Origin of the sequence: Bacillus sp. FSL M8-0266 (assembly GCF_038613425.1) — a bacterium.
Taxonomy (GTDB): domain Bacteria; phylum Bacillota; class Bacilli; order Bacillales; family Bacillaceae; genus Bacillus; species Bacillus pumilus.
Map to the genome: position 1 here is coordinate 3,192,571 of NZ_CP152015.1, position 13,240 is coordinate 3,205,810.

General features: G+C 41.9%; 13 protein-coding genes and 1 pseudogene. 3 read left to right on the forward strand and 11 right to left on the reverse strand.

Going from position 1 to position 13,240, the window contains the following annotated elements; translation table 11 throughout:
- Window positions 1-32 precede the first annotated feature (32 nt).
- Window positions 33-611 (reverse strand): TIGR00730 family Rossman fold protein, encoded by a 579-nt coding sequence (locus tag MKY83_RS16540; protein ID WP_044139006.1) that lies wholly within the window; start codon window positions 609-611, stop codon window positions 33-35.
- 136 nt (window positions 612-747) lie between these two features.
- Here MKY83_RS16540 and MKY83_RS16545 point away from each other — a divergent pair, with 136 nt between their 5' ends.
- Window positions 748-1,077, forward strand: coding sequence for a MazG-like family protein (locus MKY83_RS16545; protein WP_003213115.1), 330 nt, complete (start codon window positions 748-750; stop codon window positions 1,075-1,077).
- Between the two features lie 28 nt (window positions 1,078-1,105).
- On the opposite strand, the gene MKY83_RS16550 is transcribed toward MKY83_RS16545, so the two are convergent.
- A complete protein-coding gene (locus tag MKY83_RS16550; protein WP_185107815.1) occupies window positions 1,106-2,728 on the reverse strand; it encodes a SulP family inorganic anion transporter in 1,623 nt (540 codons plus the stop codon).
- Between the two features lie 37 nt (window positions 2,729-2,765).
- Window positions 2,766-3,347 carry a carbonic anhydrase gene (locus tag MKY83_RS16555; RefSeq protein WP_065097977.1) on the reverse strand — a complete coding sequence of 194 codons (582 nt, stop codon included), beginning with the start codon at window positions 3,345-3,347 and terminating at the stop codon, window positions 2,766-2,768.
- Window positions 3,348-3,898: 551 nt separating this feature from the next.
- Here MKY83_RS16555 and MKY83_RS16560 point away from each other — a divergent pair.
- Together MKY83_RS16560 and MKY83_RS16565 are read left to right on the forward strand one after the other, a co-directional pair.
- Entirely contained in the window at window positions 3,899-4,876 is a 978-nt protein-coding gene (locus tag MKY83_RS16560) for a D-glycerate dehydrogenase (RefSeq protein ID WP_065097976.1), read from the forward strand.
- Between the two features lie 334 nt (window positions 4,877-5,210).
- Window positions 5,211-5,549 (forward strand): annotated as a pseudogene (locus MKY83_RS16565) (ribonuclease); the annotation flags it as partial.
- 50 nt (window positions 5,550-5,599) lie between these two features.
- On the opposite strand, the gene MKY83_RS16570 reads toward MKY83_RS16565, so the two are convergent.
- From MKY83_RS16570 to MKY83_RS16605, 8 genes are all read right to left on the reverse strand, one after another.
- Entirely contained in the window at window positions 5,600-6,343 is a 744-nt protein-coding gene (locus MKY83_RS16570) for an arylamine N-acetyltransferase (RefSeq protein ID WP_044139393.1), read from the reverse strand.
- 39 nt (window positions 6,344-6,382) lie between these two features.
- Window positions 6,383-6,640 carry an HPr family phosphocarrier protein gene (locus tag MKY83_RS16575; RefSeq protein WP_044139392.1) on the reverse strand — a complete coding sequence of 86 codons (258 nt, stop codon included), beginning with the start codon at window positions 6,638-6,640 and terminating at the stop codon, window positions 6,383-6,385.
- A 26-nt stretch (window positions 6,641-6,666) separates the two neighbouring features.
- The gene (gene whiA / locus MKY83_RS16580) at window positions 6,667-7,617 is read right to left on the reverse strand and encodes a DNA-binding protein WhiA (protein ID WP_044139391.1); all 951 of its coding nucleotides are present in this window, start codon (window positions 7,615-7,617) and stop codon (window positions 6,667-6,669) included.
- A gap of 17 nt (window positions 7,618-7,634) precedes the next feature.
- Window positions 7,635-8,594, reverse strand: a complete 960-nt coding sequence (locus MKY83_RS16585) for a YvcK family protein (RefSeq protein WP_044139390.1) — start codon at window positions 8,592-8,594, stop codon at window positions 7,635-7,637.
- Window positions 8,595-9,482 carry an RNase adapter RapZ gene (gene rapZ, locus MKY83_RS16590; protein WP_044139397.1) on the reverse strand — a complete coding sequence of 296 codons (888 nt, stop codon included), beginning with the start codon at window positions 9,480-9,482 and terminating at the stop codon, window positions 8,595-8,597.
- Between the two features lie 39 nt (window positions 9,483-9,521).
- On the reverse strand, window positions 9,522-9,986 hold the full coding sequence (locus MKY83_RS16595; RefSeq protein WP_003213484.1) for an 8-oxo-dGTP diphosphatase: 465 nt from the start codon (window positions 9,984-9,986) through the stop codon (window positions 9,522-9,524).
- 357 nt (window positions 9,987-10,343) lie between these two features.
- Complete coding sequence (gene trxB, locus MKY83_RS16600) at window positions 10,344-11,294, reverse strand: thioredoxin-disulfide reductase (RefSeq protein WP_034620189.1); 951 nt, start codon at window positions 11,292-11,294, stop codon at window positions 10,344-10,346.
- A 233-nt stretch (window positions 11,295-11,527) separates the two neighbouring features.
- Window positions 11,528-12,919 (reverse strand): C40 family peptidase, encoded by a 1,392-nt coding sequence (locus tag MKY83_RS16605; RefSeq protein ID WP_065097973.1) that lies wholly within the window; start codon window positions 12,917-12,919, stop codon window positions 11,528-11,530.
- Between the last annotated feature and the right edge of the window lie 321 nt (window positions 12,920-13,240).

Sequence of the window (13,240 nt, forward strand, 5' to 3'; positions counted from 1 at the left end):
GAACAGACGGTTTTTTGTGGTTGAAATACGCTTTAAGACAGCTCCGTCCATTTCTGCTGAAGAGATGGTGTTTGATAAGAAGCCATCTGCGTGATTAATTCCTCCGGTTCGCTGGAGGCATGTAACAATTGGAGGTGTGATTCATTCGAGAAACCTTCCTGTACACTAAACTTCACCATGTCAATGAGCGGATTGAAATAGTCATTCACTTGATACAAGCCGATTGGCTTTTGGTGAATGCCGATTTGTGCCCAGCATAGCACCTCAAATAATTCTTCATATGTACCAAAGCCGCCTGGCATCGCAATAAATCCATCAGCCAGCTCACTCATTTTCGCTTTTCGTTCATGCATTCCTGTTACCTCGATTAATTCTGTCAGCTCTTGATGCACAACTTCTCCTCTAAAAAGCCCCTTAGGCATAACTCCAATGACTTGTCCGCCATTTCTTAAAACCTCATCTGCAATGGCACCCATCAATCCAATTCGTGAACCGCCGTATACAAGACGGATGTCATGCTCTGCCATATAAGTCCCCAGCTCTACAGCCTTTTCTTTGTAGACGTCCTTCACGCCTGGATTCGAACCAGCAAACACACAAATCGTTTTCATCAAAACAGCTCCATCTCTCTCTATGATTTCTTCACCCACTCATTCTACTATAATTGTTTTTTTAAAAACAACCGCTTCGTCTATATATAGTGTAAAATTAAAAGGTGCACACCATATAAGGAGCTGTATAAAGAGAATGCAAACAAATGAGATGGAGAAATGGATCAAGGATTTTTACAAAAAGAGAAATTGGACAGAATACGGACCGTTTATCCGGTTAGGGTTCCTGATGGAAGAAACAGGAGAACTCGCTCGCGCTGTTAGAGCCATCGAGATCGGACGTGACCGGCCTGACGAGCAAAAACAAAAATCATCTGAGTTGAAGAAAGAACTCGTTGAAGAAATGGGAGATGTGTTAGCGAATCTACTTATTTTAGCCGATCTCTATGATGTCACAGTAGAAGAGATCTTCTCCTCTCATCAACAGAAACTCACAAAGCGTTTTTCAGAACTGAAAAGCACGTGACCACATCGTCACGTGCTTTTTTCCACCTTTATAGCTGCTGTGGTGAGATATCATCTGTTCGTTCAAAAAAATGCTGTTTTCCAATATGATGGAAAAGACCTGTTCGACGCAAAAGCTCTTTCGGCTGTGATTGAAGTCCGACAATCATCAGCTTACCATTATGATGCTTTAACCGGTTGGAGATATTCATCAGCACCGCTTCTGCTGATGTGTCCATATAATTGACTTTATTCATGAGCAGAATGAGCGTTTTTGGCTTTGTCTGAACATGGTCCAGAATCGAATTTTCGAGTGAGTCTGTTGTTCCGAAAAACAGCGGCCCTTCAATGGCGTACATACTAATGCCTTGCTGGTCTGTCTGTTTTTCTAAAGCTGCTGCTGTTTCCATCTGGGGAACCGCAACGTTTGGATGAATGCTGGTCGTCTGGCTCATTTTTTTGATGAAAGCAATAAAGGCTAAAATGAGCCCTGCGGTGACGCCAATAATCAAATCACCGATGACCGTCAGCAGGAAGGTCACAACAAGTACAAGGGAATCCGCATTTTTCACTTTTACAATATTGATAAACTCTTTTCTCTCACTCATATTCCAAGCAACAAACATTAAAATCGGTGCCATCGCAGCAAGTGGAATCATCGACGCATATGGCGCAAATAGCATTAAGATGAGCAGCACGACGACGCCATGCACAACACCAGAAATCGGGCTTGCTCCGCCATTTTTGATGTTTGTTGCCGTACGGGCAATCGCCCCAGTCGCCGGAATTCCTCCGAACAGCGGTGCCGCCATATTGGCAATTCCTTGCCCAACAAGCTCCTTATTGCTGTCATGCTTTGAGCCTTTCATATTGTCTGCGACCATTGCCGATAAAATTGATTCCACGCCACCTAAAAGCGCAATGACAATCGCTGGAGGGAGGAGGTAGATCATTTTTTCAATCGTTAATTCAGGAAAAGCAAAGCTTGGCAGCTGACGAGGAATTTCCCCATATGCCGAGCCGATCGTTTCAACTTGTCCTTGGAAAAAGAGAACAGCTAGAAACGTTGAAGCCAATAGACCTAATAGAGCACCAGGTATTTTGGGAATGTATTTTTGTGCCGCCAAAATCACAATAAGCCCAATAACAGCTGTGATGATGGCAAGACTGTTTGCGGTACCGAGATGGACCACAATTTCTCTCATATTGAGGAAAAAGCTTTCATGCTTTTCAACACCCTTTAATCCGAGGAAGTTGGCAATCTGCCCTGAAAAAATAATGACAGCAATGCCAGCAGTAAAGCCGATGATAACCGGACGAGGAATAAATTTCATGAGCTTCCCTAGTTTGAATATCCCGAATAATACAAGCATACACCCTGCCATAAAACCGGCAATGAGTAAGTTTTCGATACCGTATTGGCTGACGATACCAAATAAAATTGGAACAAACGCCCCAGTCGGCCCGCCGATCTGATACTTTGAACCACCAAACAATGAAATCAAAATGCCGGCAACGATGACTGTGTATAATCCATATTCTGGTCCGACACCAGATGCAATGGCAAAAGCCATGCCTAAAGGAATTGCCACAACGCCCACGACAAGCCCAGCGATTAAATCACGTCTAAATTTTGATGAATCATATCCTTCAAATCTTCCATAAAAACGCATGGTATGTGTTGGCCTCCTTCAAGTATGTGTAGATGATTTAGGTATACTGTGCGTCAATCTGATTATCTTTCACAACGACATCCAGCTTTCCCGTTGCTGGATGAATGACAAGTCCATGAACAGCCACATCACTTGGCATAAGTGGATGCTCTTTGACCAATTTCACACTTTGGGACACGCTCTCTTCAACCGAATCAAAGCCTGTCAGCCATCCCTTTAAATCAACTCCTGAGTTTTTCACAATGCTCAAACATTTCTCTTCAATGCCACGCGCTTTCGCCTTTTCAAGTAAAGGATCTGCCGCAAGACCTGCCATTCCGCATTCATGATGTCCTACAATGCATACCTCTTCTGCCTTTAGTTCATAGATTGCTAGCAGAATACTCCGCATCACACTGCCAAAAGGATGTGTTACGATGGCGCCCGCATTTTTAATGATCTTCGCATCACCGTTGCGCAGCCCCATGGATTGCGGCAATAATTCCAAAAGACGTGTATCCATACAAGTTAATATGACGAGTTTCTTTTCAGGAAATTTCCCCACTTTGTAAGGCTCATAATGTCTCTCTTGTACGAATTTTGAATTGTGCTGAAGAATCTGTTCTAATTTTGATCCCATTTTGCCAACTCCCATCTTATTAAGTCACGTAAGCTCCTGCCTGTCCTCCTTTTCTTTCGTGTGTTCTCAAGCTTAAAGATGAAAAATGATAGAAAATAAAGAAAAAAATGAGAAAACGATGAGAAGAAATGTGATCATTTTCTCTCATTTACGCTTCATCGCAAGGGGGACGCGGTCTTCCTTTCAATCTATCGTTCTCTGCTCGCCAAAAGACGATGAAATGGTTTAGTAGAAAACGACCTTCCCGTTTAATATGTTTCAAATATAATCATTTTTCTATCAAAAAATCTCGATCTATTTTCCAGTTTGTCAGATAATCTCTCAGAAAATCAGGCTTCTTCATATGTCACATCTCCCATTAGCTGATTTCCATCTAAGTAATAAATGCATCAGATGGCATATAAATAACCTTTTTCACTAAGAAAATGTCTCTCTTTTCCGTTATTTTAGTATATTAAATATTGAGCAGATAACCTTCAAACGTGTTCAGACGAAATGGTTGCTTTATAATAAAAGGAGCAAGATGACCATGTGAAAGGAGCGAGTTGACTGTGACACCACATATTTTTGTCGCCAAACCATTACCTGCCTCATTTGAGGAAATACTAAAGGAACATTGTACATACGAGGTGTGGCAATCCAAAGATCCCATTCCAAAAGATATTTTGTTTCAAAAATTGCAGCATGCTGATGGTCTTTTAACGTCTGGGACGAAAATCGATCAAGAGCTATTAGATCACGCACCAAAACTCAAGGTCGTGAGCAATAACTCTGTTGGCTATGACAACTTCGATATAGAAGTGATGAGGCAAAGAGGCATAATCGGAACGCACACGCCTCATACACTCGATCATACTGTGGCTGACCTTGCATTTTCACTCATTCTTTCCTCTGCGCGAAGAATTGCCGAGCTTGATCGTTTTATCCGTGAGGGGAAATGGACGAAATTTGTACAGGAAGAAGATATCTTTGGCATCGATGTCCATCATCAAACGCTTGGCATTATTGGCATGGGACGAATCGGAGAGCAAGTCGCCAAACGAGCTGCACATGGTTTTGATATGAATGTCCTGTATCATAACCGCAGCCGGAATGAAAAGGCTGAATCAGCATATGGCGCTTTATATTGCACACTTGATGACCTACTAAAGCAAGCTGATATCATTGTGTTGATTACACCGCTGACCGATGAAACGTATCATATGATTGGCGAACGAGAATTGAAGTTAATGAAGCAAACGGCTTTATTTGTAAACATCTCCCGCGGGAAAACAGTGGACGAAAAAAGCCTCATTCAAGCGCTTCAAGAGGGATGGATCAAAGGCGCAGGTCTTGATGTGTTTGAACAGGAACCGCTTCAGGAGAATCATCCTTTCAAAGAAATGAACAATGTCACCCTTGTTCCCCACATCGGTTCCGCTACTGAAACAACGCGGGATCTTATGCTGAAACGAGCCATTCATAATGTGATTCATGGAATTGATGGCAAAGCCCCTGTAGATATTGTGAAGGAGCTTGCTTCATCTTAATCGGAAAAGACGCAGGATTCAGAGCTGCGTCTTTTTATTTATTTCATCAGAAGAATATCAGGAGAAAAGCCTCATTTTAGCAAAGATCCTGTTTCTTTACATTTCCTTCATATTCGGGTGCTATAATATGAGGTAGACAAGCATCAAGAGGACAGCTTCCGATTTCCTTAATAGGAGGATGAAGATGAAAAAAATCAGTTCGGTTTTTACTATGTTTGCTCTGATTGCTGCTATTCTGTTTTCTGGTTTTATTCCGCAGCAAGCCAATGCCGAAACACCACTTACACCGACCGCCACAAATAAAACAGCTTCTATTCAACTGACATCAGATGTTCATACCCTTGCCGTCATTAATACGTTTGATGGTGTAGCAGATTATTTGATTCGCTACAAACGACTGCCTGATAACTACATCACAAAATCACAAGCAAGTGCTCTTGGATGGGTGGCATCGAAGGGAAATCTAGCAGAGGTTGCCCCAGGCAAAAGCATCGGTGGAGATGTTTTCTCTAACCGGGAGGGACGTCTCCCTTCAGCAAGCGGCCGCACATGGCGTGAGGCAGATATCAACTACGTCTCAGGCTTCCGCAATGCTGACCGCCTCGTGTATTCAAGTGACTGGCTCATTTACAAAACAACAGACCATTACGCGACATTCACACGGATTCGATAATCAATCAAAAAACAGCCCCATTTGACGCAGGGCTGTTTTTTTGATGCCACTTATGGCAGCAGGGTTTTCACGTATTCCTCAAAAGGCAGAGACAGCGGTTTTTTCGACACTTCTTCATGTTCATGTATAGTGACATGATCCTCGGTGACGATTACACGTCCTGTTGGTGTGAGCTTTGAAGCAAGTGGTCTTTTGTTAAAAGGAGAGGCTTCATTTTCATAAATCTCCTCTCTCATTTGGACCAATGTAGGCTCACTCACCTCTTCCAATGTAAATGCATAGCCTGTTTCAGCGCCTTCTCCTCTATCTAATTGGAGAAGATGCGTACCTTTTTCAGTTTCTTCTTCTTTGACTCGAAACCGAATAGACGCTCCTTCCACCCATTCTTCAGTAAAGGGTACAGGCTGGAGAGGTAAATTCACACCAAAACCCGCATCAATAAGATACCGTTCGTTTTGATGATTCAACGTCATGGCTACGTGCGTACCATCAATTGCCCATATGCCCGCTTCCTTGTTATACACGGTCCCTTGAACGAGCTGTACAGCGAGTCCTGCCTCTTTTAACACATAATATAAAAGAGGATTGAGATCGTAACAAAGACCTCCTCTGCCTCCTTCAAGAAGATGCTCTTTCAATCCTTCTTGATTCAAGGCATAGGATTGTTTGTTCAGCACAGATCTATTTTCAAATGGAAAGGTGTAGGCCATCTTTTTTAATAATACAGGCAGGTCATCAAAGGTGATGGACTGGCCTTCGTATCCGATCTTCTGTAAAAATGCTGATTGCATCATGTTCATTCCCTTCTAAAAAAACTGAGTCTGTGAAGAGACTCAGTTTTCTTGATTGATAAAATCCGTTAACGCATCAATGGCTTCTTGTTCATCCGCACCATCTGCTATCAGTTTAACAGTGACCCCAGAGCTGATCGCAAGGCTCATGAGACCCATAATGCTCTTCGCATTGACTCTTTTTCCGTCCTTCTCTAGAAAGATTTCAGCTCCAAAACGATTCGCTTCCTGTACGAACAAAGCTGCGGGACGTGCCTGCAAGCCTGTTTTCAACTGGATGGTGACCGTTTTTTCCACCATATGATCTGCCTCCCTTTTTCATTCTCCTATTTGAGTGTAACAGCTTGTCCGTTTCGTAATTGTTCTGCAATTTGATCTAGCTTTCTTAAGCGGTGATTAATGCCTGATTTGCTAATCTTGCCACTTTCCACCATTTCTCCCAGTTCCTTTAGCGTGACCTCTTGATAGTCGACTCGCAGTTTTGCAATTTCACGCAGCTTATCTGGCAGAGCATCAAGTCCAATTTTTTCATCAATGAATTGGATGTTCTCGACCTGACGCAGCGATGCACCAATCGTTTTATTCAAGTTTGCTGTTTCACAATTGACGAGCCGGTTCACGGAATTCCGCATATCACGGACGATCCGAACGTCTTCGAAGCGAAGAAGTGAATTATGCGCACCTACAACACTTAAAAATTCGGTAATTTTTTCGGCTTCTTTCATATATGTGATGTAGCCTTTTTTACGCTCAAGTGTTTTACTGTTGAGATGAAATTGGTTCATCAGCTCACAAAGGGCATCATTGTGTTCTTTATATAGTGAAAAAATCTCAAGGTGATAGGAAGACGTTTCTGGATTATTCACAGAACCGCCTGCTAAAAAAGCACCTCTCATATAGGAGCGCTTACAGCACCTTTTCTTTACAAGCTCTTCTGAAATATTGCGCTCAAATACAAAATGCTCACCTAATATTTTCAAATCCTCTAAAATGGTTTTCGCTCGTTCTACCAGTCTGACAATATACACATTATTCTTTTTTAATCTCATTTTCTTACGAACGAGCAGCTCGACTGTGACATCATATTTCTTTTTTAGCAGCGTATAAATCCGTCTTGCGATGGCTGCGTTCTCTGTCTGTATATCTAGAATTAATTTTCGATTAGAGAAAGATAATGAACCGTTCATACGGATGAGGGCAGAAAGCTCTGCTTTTGTGCAGCAGTCCTTCACGTCCAGATTAGTCAGCTCTTTTTTTGTTTCGGATGCAAATGACATCCTTGCCACCCCCATTCCTATTTTTTCTTATGCAACAGGTCGACAAGCAGCGCGGCTACTTTCAGCGTGTCGTGACGAATCACATGCTGGTCGTATGTAATGATTTCCCCAGGGATGACTTCCAGTCCCATTGCCTTGAGTACATCTGTGTCGAACTGTACAGGCTGTGCCTGTTCTTCTGCATATTTTGCTTTGATCTCTTCTGGAATTTCTTTATTGTTCACAAAAATGGTATCAATAAATGGACGAACCATATGATCGTTTAATGCCTGCACATGATCAGCTGCACTGTAGGAAAGCGTTTCCCCTGGCTGCGTCATGACATTGCAAATATACACTTTTTTCGCCTTCGAACGAATCACTTCTTCGCCAATATGCGGTACAAGTAAGTTTGGCAAGATACTTGTATATAAGCTGCCAGGTCCAATGACGATCAAATCGGCTTCACGAATGACTTGAATCGATTCTGGGAGCGGCTCAATCGTATTGGGTGTGAGGAACACTCGTTTAATTCGCTCACCGTAGGTTGGGATTTTTGATTCTCCTGTTACCACTTGCCCATTTTCTAGTTCAGCATGTAGAACAACACTTGAATTCGCTGCTGGTAAGACTTTTCCTCTTACATTTAAGACCTTGCTCATTTCTGTGACGGCATGAAAAAAATCACCGGTTATATTTGTCATGGCCGCAAGAATGAGGTTGCCAAGTGAGTGGCCTGTTAAGTCATTCCCTTTGTTAAAACGGTGCTGAAATAAGTCTTCTACAAGTGGTTCAACATCAGAGAGAGCTGCAAGGACATTTCGAATATCGCCTGGAGGCGGAATATTCAAATCATGCCGCAGTCTGCCTGAGCTGCCTCCGTCATCAGCAACCGTTACAATAGCGGTAATATCCACTGGCTTTGTTTTTAGCCCTCTGAGCAAAACAGATAAGCCAGTGCCCCCGCCAAGAATGACCACCTTTGGAAGTGTCGTCATCTATTTTCTGCTTCTCTTTTCAATGTCCCGGTGAGTGACATGAGTGTAGTAGTCATTTTTAAAATACTCCGATAAGTAGTTCGCTAGCGTCACTGATCGGTGCTGTCCGCCTGTACAGCCAATAGCGATCACAAGCTGGCTTTTTCCTTCTCGTTTATAGGACGGAAGCATAAAGCTGAGAAGGTCAATTAATTTCTCTGTGAATTTTTGTGTCTCGCTCCATTTCATTACATAGGAACGCACTTCTTCATCGTTTCCAGTCTGTGGACGCATGCTCTCAATATAGTAAGGATTCGGCAGAAATCTCACATCAAATACAAGATCAGCATCAATCGGCAGACCGTATTTAAAACCGAAGGACATCACATTCACTGTAAACACCTGCCCTTGGGTCGTGGCAAAGTGCGCGACAATTTTTTCTCGAAGCTGTTTTGGTTTTAAATCCGATGTATCAAAAATCATTTGAGCCCGGCCTTTTAACTCTTCTAACAGATCGCGTTCCATTGCGATTCCTTCGAGCGGCAAACCTGTTGTCGCAAGAGGATGCGAACGTCTCGTTTCTTTGTATCTTGAGACAAGCACCTTATCGTTTGCGTCTAGAAATAATATTCTTGGTGTGATCCAGCCAAGATCACTCATTTCATCTAAGGCTGCAACTAAGCTGTCAAAGAATTCTCGTCCGCGTAAATCCATCACAAGGGCGACCTTGCTCATCTTCGAATTCGAATCCTTCATGAGTTCTAGGAACTTTGGTAAAAGTGATGGCGGCAAGTTATCTACACAGAAGTAACCTAAATCTTCAAAGCTTTGAATGGCAACGGTTTTCCCCGCACCTGACATTCCTGTAATAATCACAAGCTGAATATCTCCTTGTTTGTGCGTATTCATGCCTGCTTCCTCTCCTTCTTTATAAAAACGGTTCATGTATTAGTCTCCTTGAGGATCTAACCGATAAGCAATCAATTCAAAATCAGGTGTATACGTAAAAGTACCGTGAAGAAGTCCTTTTCCCTTTAGCATGAAATCAAGAATATGGGAATCTCCTGGTGCCATCGGTAAATGCGGCACATCCTTTACTTCATGCCACTTTAAAATGCCTTCCTCTGACTCTGTCACGTTTTTTCCAGTAAATGAATCTGCCATAAAGGTGAACATCATCCACTCTTGAACGATTTGATCGCCTTCTTTTATGATAAAGGTAAAAACACCTTTTAACTGTGGATTTAAAATATAAATTCCTGTTTCTTCTCTATACTCTCGAACGACTGAATCCTTGACCGATTCTCCGCTTTCCATTTTTCCGCCCGGCGCTACCCACCAGCCCCGTCTTGGCTTTTGCAGCAAGAGAACTTGATCTTCGTGATGCAGCACACAATTGGTTACTCGTTGCATCAGCTGTCACCTACTCTTTTATGTCTTTAACTTATTATACAGGTTCATCCTGACTCCCACAATGAACATGCCCCTTCTTCACCGAAATCAGACCGAATTTCGTCTGAAAGAAGTGGCGGGCAATTTTTCTACTCTTTATTTTACAGCAACTAATGGTTCTCCATGCGTCATTTGTGAACATCTCATGAATTTCTGATTTTAAGCAAAAAAAAGGACACGGATTCTCATCCGTGCCAAACATGTATTCCTTATAAAAGGGGGTCAATTACTAGTTTTATCATAACGGAAAATTGTTTCACCCGTGTTACATTCCAGTTAAAAGCCCATGACGCTATATTAAGGATTTACGACAGCCTTTTATTTCGTTGCTTTGAGTTTTTCAGCAAGCTCTTCTACATAATGCTGTGCGCTTTGTGCGGCAATACTTCCGTCACCTGTTGCTGTCACAATTTGACGGAGTGTTTTTTCACGAATGTCACCAGCGGCGAAAATGCCTTCCACTCTCGTTTCCATTCTTTCGTTTGTTTCGATGTAGCCTTCTTTATTTGTAATGCCGAGATTTTCAAATGGTTTAGACAGTGGCAGCATTCCGATATAGATAAAGGCGCCATCTGTTTTAAAGTCTTCTTCTTCACCAGTCACCGTATCAATCAAAGTCACACTGCCGACTTTACCGTTTTCTTCATTAATTTGTTTAACGGTTTTGTTCCACATGAAGTCGATTTTTTCATTATCAAAAGCACGTGCTTGTAAAATGCTTTGTGCACGAAGCTTATCGCGTCTATGAACGATCGTTACTTTTGACGCAAAGCGTGTGAGGTACACACCCTCTTCTACCGCAGAGTCTCCTCCACCAATGACGACGAGCTCTTTGTTTTTAAAGAAAGCACCGTCACATACTGCACAGTAAGAGACGCCTCGGCCGCCAAGTTCTTTTTCACCTGGTGCACCGATTTTTTTGTATTCCGCACCTGCTGCAATAATGACAGAGCGTCCTTTGTATTCTTTCGAACCGGCTTTGACGATTTTGTACTCTTCACCGTCTACGATTTCTTTGATATCGCCATATGCATACTCAGCACCGAATTTCTTCGCATGGTCAAACATTTTATTTGAAAGTTCTGGCCCTAAAATGCTTTCAAAGCCAGGATAGTTCTCGACATCTTCCGTATTAGCCATTTGACCGCCTGGAATCCCTCTTTCAATCATCAATGTTGAAAGATTTCCACGTGATGTATAAACAGCGGCTGTCATTCCGGCAGGTCCCGCTCCAATGATGATCGTATCGTAGATTTTTTCTTCTGACACAACTGTCACTCCCTCTTCAATTACTGCTAGCATTTCTTATTAGAATGCCCTTGGGTGATGCTTCCATTCATGACAGAAAGCATCCATCCCACTCTTAGTTTTATTCCTTACCCATATCCTATTAAATCTGTGGATAATAAGCGAATCATTTGCTCATATCTTCAAAAAAAGAAAAAGCTTCCTTAAACTGCTGTTTAAGGAAGCCTGTTTACGGTTATATAGTAAGTAATGATTTATTCAACGACTCTTCTTACAACACCATTGAATGCTTTTTTCCAGTAAACATTGCTCATAGAGTCGACTGAAACACCGCGAGAGCTGTTATCGTTCAAGAATGTACCATTTCCTAAGTAAATACCAACGTGTCCATTTACTTTATACGTATCAAAGAACACAAGGTCTCCGCGTTTCATGTCAGATGCACTTACAGCTCTTCCTTTACCTACAAGCGTATCTGTTGTTGTACCGCCAACTGGTCCAAGGTTGATGCCTGCTGATGCAAATGCCCAGCGAACGAATGAAGAACAGTCAAAACGACGTGCGTCAATATCAGCTTGAGATCTGCCGCCAGCCCATTTATATGGAGATTGTCCAACAATGGTAGAACCTGTGCTGATCGCACCTTCGATTCCGCCTACGTTACTGCTGACAGGTGATCCACCGCCAGTAGATGGCTTCTTGCTTGGTGAACTGCTGTTGTTGTTATTATCGTTGTTATTTGAAGATCCACTGTTACTGTTATTTGAAGACGGGCTGCTGTCGTTCGTTGAGCTGTTGTCTTCTGCTTGAACACTAGCTTGACGCTGCTGTTGTCTTTGTACTTTTTCTTCTTTAGCTTTTTGAGCTGCTTCTCTTGCTTCTTTTTCAGCTTGTTTTTGAGCAGCGATTGTTGCGTCTTTTTCAGATGCAATGCTGTTAGCCTCACTGTTTAACTCGCTGATTTGAGAAGAAGCACTTCCCTTTTGCTTTTTCACTTGCTTGAATAGCTTGTCTTTTTCATCAAGCTGTTTATTCAAGTCTGTTTGAAGTGTTTCAAGCTTTGTAAGTGTCTTTTGAACATCTTCAAGCTTTGTGTTTAATTCGTTTTCAGACTTTTGAAGCTCAGCTTTGTCTTTTTCTTGCTCTTTAATGATTTCGCTGTCTGCGTTGATGAGTGTAGATACTGCACCTGCACGGCTGATGAAATCGCTAAAGCTTTTCGCTCCTAGTAATACATCTATGTATTTCGTAGAACCGCCGCTTTCTTGAAGCGCACGTACACGCTTTTTCAAGAATTTGTTTCGATCTTCAATACGTTTTTCAGTATCAGCAATGTCTTTTTTGAGTGCATTGATTTCTTTTTTCGTTTGTTCATTTTCTTTTTGTTTTTCTTCGATTTGATCACTTGTTTTTAAAGCTTTCTCGTCAATTTCTTTTAGCTTTAGTGCAAGTGCCTCTTGTTTTGCTTCAAGCTTTGAAAGCTCATCTTTTTTCTTTTGAAGGTTTTTGTTGACCTCAGATTGCTTGCTGTCCAGCTCTTGTTTCTTTTGTTCAAAGTTCTGTGCGTTTGCTTCATGAGTAAATGGGATAAATAAACTGCTCGCTCCGATGACCGAAGCTAAACCGAAAGTAATAAACTTTTTCACGAATAGTTCCTCCTTTGACAATTTCCAAGCGACATGAGAAAGCAGCAAATTCTCTGCGACCAATCTGTGCTATCTATGTCTTTCTTCCTGATTGATCAGTCAGATGTTGACCAGATTGTTTCTATCACTAGGTGTTTCATTATGTATAGTAAAATATCTAAATATATGTCTTTGTTTTAATCCACGATTTTCATTATACATGAGACATCGACAAAATGAGCTAATATTTTTATTACATTTATGTTTCAAAAACATGTCGTGATTGTCATACTTCGCCAAATCCTTGCAAATCCCACCTTTTTATCCAAGAAAAAAGCATGA